Here is a 16,681-nt window from a genome sequence, read left to right on the forward strand (position 1 = left end):
AACCTCACCCACAACCCCCTGAAAGACCACCCGCAATCGCGCTTGCAGCCCGCCCCCCTCTCCCCTAGGTTCCGACAATACCAGTTAAATACCGGAGATTGAGGATGGCGCGGGCGGCAAACAGATGGACGGGCGGCGCGCTGGTGGCGATCACCCTGGCGCTCCTCACCCCGGCGGCACAGGCCAGCCCCGTCACCCTTCCCGCCATCTTCCCGACGCCCGTGTCGATGACGTTGGAAGATGGCGCCTTCCCGCTGGGCCGCGCCGCCACGCTGATCGTCGCACCGGGCACCGAGCCGGAGACCGCCACACTAATCCACACCTTGCTGGCCCGGGCGGGCGTCACCGAGATTCAAACCGCCACCCGCCTCCCCGTGACGCCCGACCGTCCGACGATCGTGATCGGCCCCGACAGCGCTGCGCTGGTCCGCGACGCACTGAACCGCAGCCAGGCGCGCCCCGAGGACAAGGCGGAGGGCTATACGCTCGCCACCCGCGCGATCGGTGCCGGCCTGATCACGCTGGCCGGGCATGACGCGGACGGGCTGTTCCACGCCGCGCAGAGCTTCCGCCAGTTGCTGACGCGCAAGACCGTCCCCGCGCTGACCATCCGCGACCATCCCGCCATGCCGATCCGCGGCACAATCGAGGGTTTCTACGGCAAGCCCTGGTCGATGGCGGACCGCACCAAGCATCTGAACTTCCTGGGCCAGATGAAGGCCAACACCTATGTCTACAGCCCCAAGGACGATCCCTTCGCACGCGACAAGTGGCGCGAGGCCTATCCGGCGGAGACGCTGAAGGCGCTGGGCACGCTGGTCGCGACCGCGCGCGCCAACCATGTCGATTTCGTCTATGCGATCTCGCCCGGCCCCTCAATCTGCTTCTCCAACCCGGCCGACGAGCAGACGCTGCTGCGCAAATTCGCCGCGTTGCGCGGGATCGGCGTGCACAGCTTCTATGTCGCGCTCGACGACATCGAATATCAGAAGTGGAATTGCGAGGCGGACAAGGCCGCCTTCGGCCCCTCGGGTGCGCAAGCCGCCGGGGTCGCCCAGTCCAAATTGCTGAACGCGGTGCAGGCCGACCTGCTGAAACAGGACCCCGCCTCGCGCCCGCTGATCATGGTGCCGACCGAATATTATGACGCCAAGGAAAGCCCCTACAAGGCAGCTCTCCGCGCGAACCTGAACCCGCGCATCGTCGTGCAATGGACCGGCACCGACGTCGTGCCGCCCGCCATCTCGGTCCCCGATGCCAAGGCCGCGACCAAGGCGTTCGGGCGCAAGACGCTGCTCTGGGACAATTATCCGGTCAACGATTATGCCAGCTCGGCCGGGCGGCTGCTGCTCGCGCCCTATGCCAAGCGCGAGGCGGGCCTGTCGACCGAGCTGACCGGGATTCTCTCCAACCCGATGAACCAGGAAGCGCCCAGCCGCGTGGCGGTGACCGGGGTCCTCGCCTTTGGTTGGAACGACAAGGGTTATGACGCCGACCGCACCTGGCATTTCGCCGCACGCGATCTGGCCGGGGGCGACGCGCGGGCGACCGCCGCCTTGCTGGAGTTGTTCGATGTCGAACATCTCGCCCCCACCTTCGGCAGCCAGCCCTGGCAGGAACAGGCCCCCAGGCTGAAGGCGCTGCTTGACCATGTCCGCGAAGCGCTGGCCAATGGCGATGCGGGCGAACGCCGTGCCGCCCTGGCCATGTTACGCGCCAAGGCCGATGCGATCACCGATGCGCCCGACACGATCCGCGCCGGCGTGGTCGACCCCGGCTTTGCCGAACAGGCGCGCCCGTGGCTGGACGCGATGCAGCTTTGGGGCCGCTCGTTGCAGCTGACCGCCGCCGGGCTTACCGCCGCCGATCAGGGGAGCGCCACCGCCATCCGCTATTTCGCCGATGCCCAAAGGATCGCCGCGCAGGCCGCCGCCGTGCAGAGCATCCCCGGCGCGGTCCGCTTCGATGGGCCGATCAAGATCGCCGATGGCGTGCTCGACACGTTCATCGCCGACGCGCCGAGCCTGATCGCAGTTACGGCGAAACCGTAACCGTCCGGCTGGCGCGGCGGCCATCGGGGGTGCGGGTGCGAAGCTCGACCACCCCCGTTACCGCCACCGGCCCGTCATAGCGGGCCCAGGCGGTGTTGCCGGTGCGATATTCGATTGGCGTGCCGGGAAACTCGGCATTGGCCTCCAGCCTGCCATTCACGATCCGCGCGCCCGGCGGGGCGAGGCGATAGGTGACGTCCGCCCGGTCGAGCAGCCGCATCTGCACACCCATCCGTCCGGCGAAATCCCGCCATCCGGCGAGAAGCCTGGTCCGGTCGACGCGCTGGTCGTTCGGCTGATAGGCGGTCCCTGCGACATAGGCCGGTTCCCACTCCGGCTTGTTCCACGCCCGCTCGGCCAGCGCCAGCAGACGCGGGAAGAGCATATAGTCGACCTGGCTGTCGCGACGTACCGTCTCGCTCCACAATTGCGCCTGTAGCCCGGCGATGCCGCGACCTGGCTGAAGCGGTACGGTGTCGGCAATGGCCTTGGGCTGGGCGAGGATATTGGGGATCAGCGCGGCATTGGCGGCGAGATTGCCCGGCATGAAGCCGAACACCTGGAAACTGTCCACCCCGCGCGACGCCCAGTCATAGCCCGTCTCGTTCGGATCGGCGGCATAGGGCATGTCGAAATAGCCGAGATCGGGGATCGACAGCACCGTCTTCCACCCGCGATTGGCCTGTCCATGCGCCTCGGCCACGCCGCCCGCGTGCAGATTGCTCCAGATATTGGTCTGAACGTTTGCGGGCATCTTCGCCGGGTCGGTATGGCCCAGCCCGTCACTCCACCCCGCAACCGCGATGCCGCGCTTGGCGAGATCAGCGGAAATCCGCTCGATGAAGTACGCACCGAGCTGCTTGGGCTGCATGCCGGTTTTCGACATCATTACCTGGCAGGCGGGTGACTGGACCCAGGCGCCCGCCGTCTCGTCCGCGCCGATATGATAGGTGGTCAGCGGCATCCCCGCCGCCTTGTGCAGGGTGGCGATGTCGTCGATCACCGTGTCGATGAAGCGATAGGTGTTGGGGATGCAGACGTTCAGCGTGTTGTCGTCATAATGCTGGACGCTGGAATAGCGGGTGGTGTCGCCCGGCTCGACCAGCCGGAACCGCTCCGCCCCCGCCTTGTCGCCCTTCGCCAGCAGCCGCTGATAGCGCGCCTCCATCGACCGGATCGCCGCGCGCGAATGGCCAGGCATGTCGAAGGACGGGATGACCTCGATCTGCCGTGCCTTGGCGGCACGCAGGATGTCGGAATAATCGGCGGCGGTCAGATAGCCGTTGGTCGGGGCATCCCTGGCAGGGTCCGCGCCGAGCTGCGGTTGCAGGCACGTCTTTTCGCTCAGGTCGTCGCAGCGATAGGCCCCGACCTCGGTCAGTTCGGGCAAGCTCGCGATCTGCAACCGCCAGCCCTCGTCATCGCCCAGATGCAGATGGAGTGTGTTGAGCTTATAGGCCGCCATCTGCTCGATCAGCTTCAGGATTTCGGCCTTGCTGTGGAAGTTGCGCGCCAGATCGATGTGCAGCCCGCGAAAGCCGTAGCGCGGCGCATCCTCGACGATCAGTGGGCGAAGGGTTGTGCCCTCCGCCGCCATCTGCTGCGCCAGCGAGCGCAGCGCATAGGACGCCCCCGCCGCATCCGCTGCCGCAATGGTCACGCCGCCCTGCCCGATGGCCAGGCGATAGCCTTCAGGCGCGATCCCCGCCTGTTTGCGGATGATCAGCGGCACCGTTCCCATCGGCAATCCGGCCAGCGCGGGCGCGACGGCGGCGCGGGTGAAGCCTTGCGTCGAGACGCGCAGCCCCTTGGACAGGTCGACTGGGGCACCAGTTGGCCGCGTGACCTTCATCGGCTTGGGCAGGATCGCGACATCGACCGGCGTCGGCGCGCCGCGTTCGGCGTATAGCTTGAAGGCGCGTTCGGGCGTCCGCCACACGGTCTGGTCGTCCGGCGCACTGCGGGCCAGTGCCGCCTCATCGGTCATCGGCGCGACGAACGGCAAGGTCTCCAGCCCCGTCGCGGCATCGGTTCCCGTCCGGGTCGCGGCGATCACGCGCGGGGTCAGCCCCGCCACGGCCAACGTCGCATTCGGCATCATGTGGTTGCGCGAGAAGAACGCGCCCAGGCCGGTCAGCTTCACATGATAAGTCTGGCCCGGCTTCAGCGACTGGCCGGGTTTCAGCGTCAGGACGTTCAGATCGCCGTTGATCGCGCGGTTGTCGAACGTGTCGCTCTCGATCTTCAGCACCGGATTGACCAGGCTGTAGCGGATTTCGACCGGCAGGCTCGGCGCGCCTTCGGGCACGGCGATGGCGATGTCCGCCTCGAAACAGCGCGGGGTGTCGGTCGGGCAGGACGCCGGGCGGTTGGTCAATATGGTGTAGCGATAGCCCAGCGTCGCTGCCAGCCGATCGAGATCGGCCTCCGCGCTCGGCGCCGCCGCCAGGATCGCGGCCGAAGCCCATAAATTCATCATGTTCTGCCCGTCCCGCTACGCCATACTGGTATTACATTGGATCATGACCCTGTTAGTCCTCCCCTGCAAGGGGAGGGGGACCGCCGCGAAGCGGTGGTGGAGGGGGGGCACCGCAGATGCCTCGCTTCGTGGAACGCCCCCTCCACCAGCTTCGCTGGTCCCCCTCCCCGTGCCGGGGAGGATTGAAGGGGTGACGCCGCCCGCCCCACCCCCTATCTCAAGCCCATGAAAAAACCCCAGCCGGGTCTGCCGACCCGTGAGCAAATCCTCGCCTTCATCGAACAGTCGGACCAACCGGCAGGCAAGCGTGAGATCGCGCGCGCTTTCGGTCTCTCCGCGCAGGAGAAGATCGGGCTGAAGGCGCTGCTCAAGGATATGGCCGATGAGGGGCTGATCGACAGTGCCCCCGGCCGCGCCTTTCACAAGATGGGCGGGCTGCCCAAGGTGACGGTGCTGCGCATCGTCGATGTCGATGACGGCGGCAATGTCTGGGGCCAGCCGGAGCGCTGGGAGGCCGACGGCATCCCCATCCCGCGGCTGCGTATCCGCGAACGCAAGCGTGGGTCGCTCGGCATCGGCCAGCGGGTGCTGGCGCGTACCGAGGAAGCGGGTGGCGGCTGGATCGCGCATGTCATGAAGACGATCGCGCCCGCCTCCGAACAGGTGCTGGGCGTGCTGCGCGAGGAAGCCGGGCGCTTCTGGCTGACGAGCGTCGATAAGAAGGACCGGCGCGAGATGATGGTGTCCGACACCGGCGGCGCAGAAGCGGGCGACCTGGTGCTGGCCGAAAAGGCGGGCCGTCCGCCGCGTATCACCGCGAAGGTGGTCGAGCGGCTGGGCGATCCCTTCGCGCCGCGCAGCTTCTCGCTGATCGCGATCCACAAGTTCGAGATTCCCGACCGCTTCCAGCCCGAGACGCTGGAGGAGGCCGAGCGGGTCGCGCGCCAGCCGCTGGGCGACGACCGCGAAGACCTGCGCGATCTGCCCATCGTCGCGATCGATCCGGTCGATGCGCGCGACCATGACGACGCGGTCTGGGCCGCGCCCGACGACGATCCCGCCAATCCCGAGGGCTGGCGCGCCATCGTCGCGATCGCGGATGTCAGCTTTTATGTCCGCCCGGGCTCGGCGATCGACAAGGATGCGCGGCGGCGCGGCAACTCGGTCTATTTTCCCGACCGAGTCGTGCCGATGCTGCCCGAGATCCTGTCGGCTGATGTCTGTTCGCTGAAGGAAGGCGAGGACCGCGCCGCGCTCGCCTGTCATCTTCAGGTGACGAAGGACGGCAAGCTCAAGTCTTTCCGCTTCACCCGCGCGCTCGTGCGGCTGGCGGCGAACATCGCCTATGAAGACGCGCAGGCCGCCATTGATGGCGAGCTGTCGCACCCGCTGACCGAGAAGGCGCTGCGCCCGCTCTGGGACTGTTGGGCGACGCTGGCCAAGGCGCGCGACGATCGCGAGCCGCTCGACCTCGACCTGCCCGAGCGGCGCGTGGTGCTCGACCAGAATGGCCGCATCCTGTCGGTGGCGCCACGCGCACGGCTGGATGCGCACCGGCTGATCGAGGATTACATGATCGCCGCCAACGTCGCCGCCGCCAAGGCGCTGGAGGCGAAGAAGGCACCCGTGATGTACCGCGTCCATGAGGTGCCCAGCCGCACCAAGCTGGTCGCGTTGAAGGAGTATCTCGAAACCTTCGACATCCCCTTCGCCATGGGACAGGTGATCCGCCCGGCGACCTTCAACCGGATCATCGACAAGATCGGCGACGCGGACTTCCGTCCGCAGGTGATGGAGCAAATCCTGCGCTCGCAGACCCAGGCCTATTACGCGCCGATCAACCAGGGGCATTTCGGCCTGTCGCTGGGGTCCTACGCGCATTTCACTTCGCCGATCCGGCGCTATGCCGATCTGGTCGTCCACCGTGCGCTGGTGGGGGCGTACAAGCTGGGCGATGGCGGCCTGCTGCCGGAGGGCGAGGAGATGGAGCGGCTGGGCACCTCGATCAGCCAATATGAGCGCCGCGCGATGGAAGCGGAGCGCGAGACGATCGACCGCTATGTCGCGGCCTATCTCGCCGAGCATGTCGGTCAGGTGGTCGAGACGCGGATCACCGGCGTCACCAATTTCGGCTTCTTCGCGACCGTCAACGGCGTGGGCGGTGACGGGTTGATGCCGATCCGCGACCTGGGCGGCGATTATTTCCATTATGACGAAAGCTCGCAGCAGTTGCTCGGCGAGAAGACGCGGGAAATCTACAAGCTGGGCCAGCGCCTGCCGCTGCGTTTGGCCGAGGCGAACCCGGTGTCGGGCGCGCTGCGCTTCGAGCTGCCCGAGGGCAAGGGTGCGGCGCCCGAGCCGCGCCGGGTGCTGAAACGCCGCGGACGCCCCACGAACATCCGCCACAACGGCAAGCGGCGCTAATCCCCCCCGGCACGGGGAGGGGGACCAGCGAAGCTGGTGGAGGGGGATCGCCACATAGGACACCCTATGAGGAAGCCCCCCTCCGTCAGGCCTTCGGCCTGCCACCTCCCCGTGCCGGGGAGGATCTTTGGGATCGCTCCCCCGCCCCCATGCGTACCCTCCCCCGAGGAGACACACGCATGGGCAATATGGTGGACGGCGTCTGGCACGCTGACGGGCTGTTCAAGTCGGACGAGAAGGGCAGCTTCAAGCGCCCTGATTCCGGCTTTCGCGACTGGGTGACGGCGGATGGTGGCCTTGGCCCCGATGGCCAGACCGGCCACCGCGCCGAGGCGGGGCGCTATCATCTGTACGTCTCCTATGCCTGCCCCTGGGCGCATCGCACGATGATCGTCCGCGCGCTCAAAGGACTGGAGGACATGATCGGCCTGTCGGTGGTCGATCCGCTGATGCGGGAGAATGGGTGGACCTTCGCGACGGAGCGGGGCGGGACCGGCGATCCGCTCCATGGATCGGAGTATCTGTGGCAGCTCTATGCCCGTGCCCGCGACGACTATAACGGCAAGGTCACGGTGCCGGTGCTGTGGGACAAGGAACGGGGCACAATCGTCAGCAACGAGTCGGCCGAGATCATCCGCATGTTCAATACCGCGTTCGACGGGCTGGGTGCGCGGGAGGGGGATTTTTACCCCGCCGAACTTCGCGGCGAAATTGATGCGGTCAACGACCCCGTCTATGACCGGGTGAACAACGGCGTCTACAAATGCGGCTTCGCCAAGACGCAAGGTGCGTATGACGAAGCGGTCGGCCCGCTATTCGCGGAGTTGGATGCGCTGGAGGAACGGCTAGCGGGCCGCGAATGGCTGGTCGGCGACCGGATGACCGAGGCGGATATCCGCCTGTTCACCACGCTGGTGCGCTTCGACGCGGTCTATCACGGGCATTTCAAGTGCAATGTCCGGCGAGTGCAGGATTATCCGGCGTTGGAGGGATTGCTGGAGCGGATGCTGGCGATCCCGGAGATCGCGGCGACGGTGCATCTCGATCACATCAAGACGCATTATTATGCCAGCCATCTGGAGCTGAACCCGACGGGAATCGTGCCCGCCGGGCCGGATTTGCCGTGGAAGGGGTTGGTGCGGCGATAGCCCCCCTTTCTTCTCCCCTCCCGCAAGCGGGAGGGGCCGGGGGAGGGAAAAGCCACAAGCCATGGTCTCGGTGAGACCCGTAGCCCTCCCCCCAACCCCCTCCCGCCTGCGGGAGGGGGAGCTTTGTCAGTACGCCCGGCCGATCAGCACCCGCTCCACCGCCTCGCGGCCGGTGAAGATGCAGGGGCCGTCGTCACACCCGGTCTGGCCCATCGGCACATTGCGGATGGTCAGCTTCAGCGCCTTCAGCTTCTCGACCACCTGCTCCAGCTCGGCACCCGTGGGCTTGGCCCACCGGACATCGACCCATCCGGGGTTCTTTACACCGTCGGCGAAATGCGCTTCCACGCCCGCCCAGTCGTCGACCGGCACGATCTGCGCCTTCAACCGCTCGGCCGACTGGCGATGGAGCTCGCCCTGGATGTCGGCCAGCAGGTCCGCCACGCCCGACACGAAATCCCCACGCGGCTGCACGACCGAATCCAGCTTGCCGTCCTCGCGGTACAGCCGGTCGCGGCGGATGACCGAGACGTTGCCGCCCGCCATGTCGCGACCGCCGACCTCGATGATGACCGGCGCGCCCTTCTTGACCCAGCCCCAGCGCTTGTTGGCGGCCTTTTGCGCGCGTGCATCGACCATCGCACGGATCGGCTCACCGAGTGCCGGCTGACCGACCAGTTCCTTTTGCAGGTCGCGGCAATAGGCCAGCAGCGCCTCGTCCTCGGGCTGATCGCGCAGCATCGGCACGATCACCACCTGCCACGGCGCGACCTTGGGCGGCACGCGCATGCCGTCATCGTCGCCGTGGACCATGATCATGCCGCCGATCATCCGGGTCGACACGCCCCAGCTGGTCGTTTGCGCGAAGTCCAGCCCACCCTCGGCATTCTGGAAACGGATATTCTGCGCCTTTGCAAAATTGTCACCCAGGAAGTGGCTGGTCCCGGCCTGCAGCGCCTTGCCGTCCTGCATCATCCCCTCGATCGAATAGGTCTCGACCGCGCCGGGGAAGCGCTCATTCTCCGGCTTCTCACCGGCGATGACATGCATGGCGAGGCAATCCTCGACGAAGCTGCGATAGACTTCCAGCATCCGGAGCGTCTCGGCGCGTGCTTCGTCCACCGTGGCATGCGCGGTATGCCCTTCCTGCCACAGGAATTCGGCGGTGCGCAGGAACATGCGGGTGCGCATTTCCCAGCGGACGACATTGGCCCACTGGTTGATGAGGACGGGCAGGTCGCGCCACGACTGGACCCAGCGGGCAAAGGCGGTGCCGATCACCGTCTCGGAGGTCGGGCGCACGACAAGCGGCTCTTCCAGCTTCGCCTCGGGATCGGGGACCAGCCCGCCCTTGCCGTCCGCGATCAGCCGGTGATGGGTGACGACCGCCATTTCCTTGGCGAAGCCGTCGACATGCTCGGCTTCCTTCTCGAAATAGGACAGCGGGATGAACAGCGGGAAATAGCAATTCTCATGCCCCGTCGCCTTGATGCGGTCGTCGAGCAGGCGCTGGATACGCTCCCAGATGCCATAACCCCAGGGGCGGATGACCATGCAGCCACGGACGCCCGATTCCTCGGCCAGATCGCCCTCGGCGATGACGGACTGATACCAGGCGGAGAAATCCGCGTCGCGGGTGACGGACAGAGCGTGCTTCATGCCCGCCCGATAGCGGCAAAGGGGGCGGTTCGCCAATAGGGCGGCTGCGTGTGGCCTTTCGTCCTGGGCGTGCACCGGCTAGGAGCCCCCCATGTCCGATGACCGCGTGCTCAAAGGCATCGGCCTGCGCCTGATCGCCATCTTCTTCCTGTCGACCATGTCGGCCTTTGTGAAGCTGGCCGAGTCGCGCGGGGCGACGCTTTCCGAGACCATGTTCTTTCGCCAGCTCTGCGCGCTGCCGGTCGTGCTGGCCTTCGTCCTGGCGGGGCCGGGACTCCAATCGTTGCGTACGCAGCGACTGAAGGGCCATGCCAAGCGGGCGATGGTCGGGCTGGTCGGCATGGTCTTCACCTTCGGCGCGGTGATGCTGTTGCCGCTGGCCGAGGCGACGACGTTCCAGTTCACGGTGCCGATCTTCGCCACGCTGCTGGGCGCGCTGGTGCTGGGTGAGAAGACGGGATGGCAGCGCTGGAGCGCGGTGCTGGTCGGCTTTGTGGGCGTGCTGCTGGTCGTGCGGCCGGGGGCGAGCGACATGTCGCTGTTCGGGGCGTTCGTGGGCCTGATGGCGGCGATGTTCGTCGCGATCGTCGCGATCGTGCTGCGCCAGTTGCGCGACGAACCGGCGACCACGACCGTCTTCTATTTCACCGTCCTGACCCTGCCCTTCATCGCCGTGCCTTATGCCTTCCACCTGAAGATGCACGATCCGCTGACCTGGGTGGTGCTGGTCTCGATCGGGCTCGCCGGCGGGCTGGGCCAGTTGGCGCTGACCGGTGCGTCGCGGCTGGCGCCGGTCGCGGCGGTGGTGCCGATGGACTATTCCGGGCTGATCTGGGCGACCGTCTATGGCTGGCTGATCTTCGGGGTGCTGCCGACGACGGGCACGTGGTTGGGCGCGCCGGTCATCATCGCCAGCGGATTGTTCATCGTCTGGCGCGAGCAGAGGCTGGGCAAGCAGCAGACGATCTCGGCCGCAGCCGAGGACTGACTTTATTCCTCCCCTTCCAGGGGAGGATATTTGTTACCGCACCTCCCACCGGGTGGGCGCATTCTCCTGCCATCCAATCCGGTGGAGCAGCGGGGTATCGTCGTCCCACTCGGCATGGCCGAGGCAGAGATAGGCGGTGAAGGCCCAGTCCTCCGGCACCGCGAAAATCCGCTCCATCGCGGTGGGATCGAGGATCGAGACCATTCCCATCCCCAGATTCGCCGCGCGTGTCGCCAGCCACAGCGTGTGGATCGCCATCGCCGTCGACTGACGCAGCGTTTCGGGCATGGTGCGGCGGCCGAGGCCATGGCCTTCCGCCGGGTCGATATGGGTGAAGACCGCCAATTGCACCGGCGCGGCGTCGAGCCCGGCGAGTTTCAGCGCACGGTAGGCGACGGCCTGTTCGTCGGCATAGCCGGCCGCCGCTTCCTCGTCGCATCGTTGGAAATCGGCCCGGACGGCGCCACGGAGCGCGGGATCTTCCACCCGGATCACCCGCCATGGCCGGGCATTGCCGACCGAGGGCGCCAGCGCCATCGCTTCGGCGAGCCGGGTCAGAACCGTTTCGTCGACCGGCTGGTTGCGGAAATGCCGCACGTCGCGGCGCCAACGCAGGATCGATTCCAGCGTGTCCGCCTGGATCGCGTCAAAGCGCATGGCGACGGATCTGGCGGGCCGGAATATGCCGCCTGACCGGGGCGACTGAATTGTGGAGGCGCACGTGCTTCGACCTGCGAAATGCCCTCACCCTTCCCACCCGCCATTCGAGTGCAAAGGGTGAGGGCTTATCCGATCAGGCCGCCTTGTCCTTCCACACCAGCACGGGCTTGCGTGCGGCGAGCGTCTCGTCGAGGCGCGCGCGCGGCGCGAAGTGCGGTGCGGTCTTGAGCGAGGCGTCGCCCGCCTTGGCCCGCTCTGCCACCGAACGCAGCGCGCCGATGAACTGGTCGAGCGCGGCCTTCGACTCGGTTTCGGTCGGCTCGACCAGCATCGCGCCATGGACGACCAGCGGGAAATACATGGTCATCGGGTGGAAACCCTCGTCGATCAGCGCCTTGGCGACGTCGATCGTCGAGAAGCCTTCGGCCAGGCCCTCGTCCGAGAAGATGGCTTCGTGCATGCACGGGCCGCTCCTGGCGAAGGGGGCGTCGAGCGTATTCTCCAGCGAGCGCAGGACGTAATTGGCGTTGAGCACCGCGTCCTCGGCGACCTGGCGCAGGCCATCGGCACCGTGGCTGAGGATATAGGTCAGCGCGCGGGTGAACATGCCCATCTGGCCGTGGAAGGCGACCATGCGGCCGAAGCTGTCGGCGTGATGGTCGTCGGCATTCTCTTCCTCGACCAGGCGGAAGCCCTCACCCGTCTTCTCGACGAAGGGCAAAGGCGCAAACGGCGTCAGCGCCTCCGAGAACACCACCGGCCCCGAACCCGGCCCGCCGCCGCCATGCGGGGTCGAGAAGGTCTTGTGCAGGTTGATGTGCATCGCATCGACGCCCAGATCTCCCGGACGCACGCGCCCGACGATGGCGTTGAAGTTCGCGCCGTCGCAATAGACATAGCCACCAGCGGCATGGACCGCATCGGAAATGTCCTTCAAGTCACGCTCGAACAGGCCGCAGGTGTTCGGGTTCGTAATCATGACGCCCGCCACGTCCGGGCCCAGCCGCGCCTTCAGCGCCGCGGTATCGACACGGCCATCGGCGGTCGCGGGAATATCCTCGACCGAGAAGCCCGCGAACGCCGCCGTCGCCGGGTTGGTGCCGTGCGCCGATTCAGGGACCAGGATCACCTTGCGATGGCCCTCTCCCCGCTTTTCCAGCGCCGCCTTGATCGCCAGGATACCGCACAGCTCGCCATGCGCGCCCGCCTTGGGGCTCATCGCGACCGAGGTCATGCCGGTCAGCGTGACCAGCCAGTGCGCCAGTTGGTGAATGACCTCCAGCGCGCCCTGCACCGTGTCGACCGGCGCGAGCGGGTGAACGTCGCTGAAGCCCGGCAGGCGCGCCATCTTCTCGTTCAGGCGCGGATTGTGCTTCATCGTGCACGAACCCAGCGGGAACAGGCCGAGGTCGATCGCATAGTTCTGACGCGACAGACGGGTATAGTGGCGCACCGTCTCCGGCTCCGACAGGCCGGGCAGGCCGATCGGCGCCTTGCGGCTCAGGTCGCCCAAGCGCGAACCCGCGACATCGCCCTCGGCGAAATCAACGCCGGTCGTCTTGTCGTCGCCGATCTCGAAGATCAGCTTTTCCTCGAGCATCAGCGCGCGGTTGCCGGTGAAGGTCGCCGGGACCGACGCCTCATTGGCTTCGGGGCTCGTGGGCTTCCAGCCGCTCTGGTTGATCGTCATGCCAGCACCTCCCCAAGAACCTCAGCCAGCGCCTTGGCAAGCGTCTCGATATCCTCCGCCGTCACCGTTTCGGTGACCGCCACAACCAGTCCGTTCGCGAGCGCGTCCTCGCCCGGATAGAGCCGCCCGAGCGACACGCCCGCCAGCACGCCGCGCTCGGCGAGCGTCCGCACGATCGGACGTGCCTCGCGGCCCAGGTCCAGCGTGAACTCGTTGAAGAACACGTCGTTGACCAGCTTCACGCCCGGAACCTTCGCCAGACGATCCGCCGCGCGGCAGGCGTTCGCGTGGTTGATCCCCGCCATGCGGCGCAGACCCGCCTCGCCCAGCAGCGTCATGTGGATCGAGAAGGCGAGCGCACACAGCCCCGAATTGGTGCAGATGTTCGACGTCGCCTTTTCGCGGCGGATATGCTGCTCGCGGGTCGAGAGCGTCAGCACGAAGCCACGCTTACCGTCCGCGTCCACCGTCTCGCCACAGAAGCGGCCCGGCATCTGGCGGATATACTTATCCTTGCAGCCCATCAGGCCGACATAGGGCCCACCGAACTGAAGCCCGACGCCCAGCGACTGGCCTTCGCCGACGACGATGTCGGCATCCATCTCACCCGGGCTACGGATCGCGCCCAGCGCAACCGGCTCGGTCACAACGGCGATCAGCAGCGCCTTCTTGGCGTGGCACGCCTCGGCCAGCGGGGTCAGATCGGCGATGCGGCCGAGAATATCCGGGTACTGGACGACGACGCAGGAGGTATCACCGTCAATCGCCGCGATCATCTGGTTGATATCGGTCTCGGCGGTAAGTACCGGCGTGCCGGTCTCCAGCGTGTCGCCGGTGTACTTCGCCATCGTCTTGGCGACCGAAACATAGTGTGGGTGTAGGCCCGACGACAGGATCGCCTTGGACTTCTTGGTGATGCGCCGCGCCATGCCGATCGCTTCCCAGCACGCGGTCGAGCCGTCATACATGGAGGCGTTGGCGACATCGGTACCGAGCAGACGTGCGACCTGCGTCTGGAACTCGAACAACATCTGCAACGTGCCCTGCGCGATTTCCGGCTGATAGGGCGTATAGGCGGTCAGGAACTCGCCGCGCTGGATGATGTGGTCGACGCTGGCGGGGACATGATGGCGATACGCGCCGCAGCCCAGGAAGAAGGGCACGTCGCCCGCCACGGTGTTCTTGCGGGCGAGCGCGGTCATGTGCCGCTCGACCGCCAGTTCGGAAGCGTGGTTCGGCAGCCCCTCGATGGGGCCGGACAGGCGGGCGGATTCGGGCACGTCGACGAACAGGTCGTCGACCGATCCGGCACCGATGACCGAGAGCATCTCGGCCCGATCGGAAGAAGTAAGGGGCAGGTAGCGCATGCGTTCCATTTCTCCGCCCTCCTCTTCTTCTCCCCTCCCGCAGGCGGGAGGGGCCGGGGGAGGGCACCCGGCTTCGGCAGGCGTATCGCTTGGAGGAGAACGAGTCCCCTCCCCCAACCCCTCCCGCCTGCGGGAGGGGAGGATGAAGGCCCCTCCCCTAATGAGGGAGGGGCTTTACATCAGAGCTTCGCGACGAACGCGGCGTAGGCGGTTTCGTCCATCAGGCCGTCCAGCTCCGAGGCATCCGACAGCGTGAGCTTGAAGAACCAGCCCTCGCCCTCGGGGTCGCTGTTGACCAGCGCAGGCTCGTCGGCCAGCTGGGCATTGCCCTCGACCACGGTGCCCGAGACGGGCGCATAGACGTCTGACGCGGCCTTGACCGACTCGACCACGGCGGCCTCGTCGCCCTTGGACAGCGCGCGGCCTTCCTCGGGGACGTCGACGAACACGATGTCGCCCAGCGCACCCTGCGCATAATCGGAGATGCCAACCGTGCCGACATCACCGTCGACGTCGATCCACTCATGATCTTCGGTGAAATAGCGGCTCATGGTCACTTGGCTCCTGAACGAACGTAACGATGGGGGACGAAGGGCATCGCCGTGACGGTGGCGTCATGGGTCTTGCCGCGTTGAAGCAGTTTGAGGGCCGTGCCGGGCGTCGCCAGCTCGGTGGGAACATAGGCCATGGCGATCGGCGCGCCCATCGACGGGGCAAAGCCGCCGCTGGTGACGCGACCGATGACCGATCCGTCGTCGGCGACCACCGACGCGCCCTCGCGCACCGGCTGGCGACCCGCGACGGTCAGGCCGACGCGCTTGACGGCGGGGCCGTTCTCGCGCTCGGCGAGGATACGCTCGGCGCCGAGGAAGTCGGCCGCCTCGCGGCGCTTCTTGGCAAGCGCGAAGCCCAGATCGGCCATTACCGGCGTCGTCTCGGGGTCGAGGTCATGGCCGTAGAGCGGCAGCCCCGCCTCCAGACGCAGCGAGTCGCGCGCACCCAGGCCGATCGGCTTCACTTCGGCCTGTTCGCACAGCAGATCGGCGAAAGCGGCGGCATGCTCGGCCGGGATCGAGATTTCGTAACCGTCCTCGCCGGTATAGCCCGAGCGGCTGATCCACAGCGGCACGTCGTTCCATACGAAGTCGGCGGCGGTCATGAACACCAGCGCCTCGACGCCCGGCACGATCCGCGACAGCGCATCGACCGCCTTCGGCCCCTGGAGCGCCAGCAGCGCCTGCTCGTCGAGCAGGTTCAACGTCGCATCATCAGGGATGAAATCGAGCAGATAGGCGATATCGTCATACTTCGTCGCGCCGTTGACGACCATATAGAGTTCGTCCGCGCCATCCAGGGTGCGCTTCGTCACCATCAGGTCGTCGAGGATGCCGCCCTCTTCGTTCAGCAGCAGCGAATAGCGGTTCTTACGATCGCCAAGGCCGGTGATGTCACCCGGCAGGACCTTTTCCAGCGCGGTGATGACCGGGGCCAGACCATTGTCGCCGGTGAAGACCACCTGCCCCATATGGCTGACGTCGAACAGTCCGGCCGACTTGCGGGTCCAGAGATGCTCGGCCATGATGCCTTCATACTGGACGGGCATTTCATAGCCCGCGAACGGGACCATCCGCCCGCCGCGCGCGCGATGCCATGCGTCCAGCGGCAGCGTCTGGATGATCTCCTGACCCTCGGGGGCGTCTTCTACGTTCAGGTCGGTTGCGTCGCTCACGGGGCCGGTCTCCGTCAAAAGGGTGTCGGCTAGGGACGCAAATGTCCTTACCCGATCCGATCCCCCTCTGTCACGGAACCTGAGAGCTTTCGCCGGAAATTCCGGCTTACCCCTTCGGTGGCACCCAGCCCTGACGGCCAATGCGCTTTCCAGAGTGTCGATGGCGATCGCGCGGTCCCATTTGCCTGAGAGATTCCGGGGTGGTTGCTCCTTCGGCGGCCGGGGTTTCGTCACCTGAAAGATGAACCCGGCGCTCTCCCGCGCGCGCCTATGTCGGGCATGCCCGACATCGACGCCGCGCCCTCTGCCGGGCGGGTTTACCGAAGTCAATCGGGAACGGCGGCGGGCGCAATCAATGCTGTGGATTGTGGGGCAATCCCCCCCCGGGCACGGGACTGTTCACCGTGGCTGCTTTTCGGGTTCTTCTTCGTTCTGGTGATTTGGAACAGGGAGGATGGAATGCGATGTCCGGTTTGTGAGGGAACG

The 16,681-nt window shown here is 66.6% G+C and carries 11 protein-coding genes and 1 riboswitch; of the genes, 4 read left to right on the top strand and 7 right to left on the bottom strand.

Annotation, left to right across the window (positions count from 1 at the left end):
- The first annotated feature begins 104 nt into the window (after positions 1-104).
- Positions 105-2,051, top strand: coding sequence for a beta-N-acetylglucosaminidase domain-containing protein (locus tag ACQKJZ_RS06595; protein ID WP_427730455.1), 1,947 nt, complete (start codon positions 105-107; stop codon positions 2,049-2,051).
- On the opposite strand, the gene ACQKJZ_RS06600 is transcribed toward ACQKJZ_RS06595, so the two are convergent.
- Positions 2,035-4,530 (bottom strand): family 20 glycosylhydrolase, encoded by a 2,496-nt coding sequence (locus tag ACQKJZ_RS06600; protein WP_427730456.1) that lies wholly within the window; start codon positions 4,528-4,530, stop codon positions 2,035-2,037. The genes ACQKJZ_RS06595 and ACQKJZ_RS06600 overlap by 17 nt on opposite strands.
- A gap of 225 nt (positions 4,531-4,755) precedes the next feature.
- Between ACQKJZ_RS06600 and rnr the strand changes: the two genes are divergently transcribed.
- Complete coding sequence (gene rnr, locus ACQKJZ_RS06605) at positions 4,756-6,954, top strand: ribonuclease R (protein WP_427730457.1); 2,199 nt, start codon at positions 4,756-4,758, stop codon at positions 6,952-6,954.
- Positions 6,955-7,133: 179 nt separating this feature from the next.
- The gene (locus tag ACQKJZ_RS06610; protein ID WP_427730458.1) at positions 7,134-8,102 is read left to right on the top strand and encodes a glutathione S-transferase family protein; all 969 of its coding nucleotides are present in this window, start codon (positions 7,134-7,136) and stop codon (positions 8,100-8,102) included.
- Positions 8,103-8,228: 126 nt separating this feature from the next.
- Here ACQKJZ_RS06610 and proS read toward each other — a convergent pair whose 3' ends face one another.
- The gene (gene proS, locus ACQKJZ_RS06615) at positions 8,229-9,761 is read right to left on the bottom strand and encodes a proline--tRNA ligase (RefSeq protein WP_427730459.1); all 1,533 of its coding nucleotides are present in this window, start codon (positions 9,759-9,761) and stop codon (positions 8,229-8,231) included.
- A 91-nt stretch (positions 9,762-9,852) separates the two neighbouring features.
- Between proS and ACQKJZ_RS06620 the strand changes: the two genes are divergently transcribed.
- On the top strand, positions 9,853-10,749 hold the full coding sequence (locus ACQKJZ_RS06620) for a DMT family transporter (RefSeq protein ID WP_427730460.1): 897 nt from the start codon (positions 9,853-9,855) through the stop codon (positions 10,747-10,749).
- Positions 10,750-10,782: 33 nt separating this feature from the next.
- On the opposite strand, the gene bluB is transcribed toward ACQKJZ_RS06620, so the two are convergent.
- The 5 genes from bluB to gcvT form a co-directional block, all read right to left on the bottom strand.
- Positions 10,783-11,406 carry a 5,6-dimethylbenzimidazole synthase gene (gene bluB / locus ACQKJZ_RS06625; RefSeq protein WP_427730461.1) on the bottom strand — a complete coding sequence of 208 codons (624 nt, stop codon included), beginning with the start codon at positions 11,404-11,406 and terminating at the stop codon, positions 10,783-10,785.
- A gap of 136 nt (positions 11,407-11,542) precedes the next feature.
- Positions 11,543-13,099 carry an aminomethyl-transferring glycine dehydrogenase subunit GcvPB gene (gene gcvPB / locus ACQKJZ_RS06630; RefSeq protein WP_427730462.1) on the bottom strand — a complete coding sequence of 519 codons (1,557 nt, stop codon included), beginning with the start codon at positions 13,097-13,099 and terminating at the stop codon, positions 11,543-11,545.
- Complete coding sequence (gene gcvPA, locus ACQKJZ_RS06635; protein WP_427730467.1) at positions 13,096-14,466, bottom strand: aminomethyl-transferring glycine dehydrogenase subunit GcvPA; 1,371 nt, start codon at positions 14,464-14,466, stop codon at positions 13,096-13,098. Before gcvPA ends, gcvPB begins: the two co-directional genes overlap by 4 nt.
- 179 nt (positions 14,467-14,645) lie before the next feature.
- Positions 14,646-15,017: a glycine cleavage system protein GcvH gene (gcvH, locus tag ACQKJZ_RS06640; protein WP_427730463.1), complete on the bottom strand. Its 372-nt coding sequence runs from the start codon at positions 15,015-15,017 to the stop codon at positions 14,646-14,648.
- 2 nt (positions 15,018-15,019) lie between these two features.
- Complete coding sequence (gcvT, locus tag ACQKJZ_RS06645; protein ID WP_427730464.1) at positions 15,020-16,195, bottom strand: glycine cleavage system aminomethyltransferase GcvT; 1,176 nt, start codon at positions 16,193-16,195, stop codon at positions 15,020-15,022.
- A 162-nt stretch (positions 16,196-16,357) separates the two neighbouring features.
- A riboswitch (glycine riboswitch) is annotated at positions 16,358-16,466 on the bottom strand.
- Positions 16,467-16,681: the final 215 nt, after the last annotated feature.

This window comes from Sphingomonas sp. NPDC019816 (assembly GCF_050274375.1).
Classification (GTDB): Bacteria; Pseudomonadota; Alphaproteobacteria; order Sphingomonadales; family Sphingomonadaceae; genus Sphingomonas.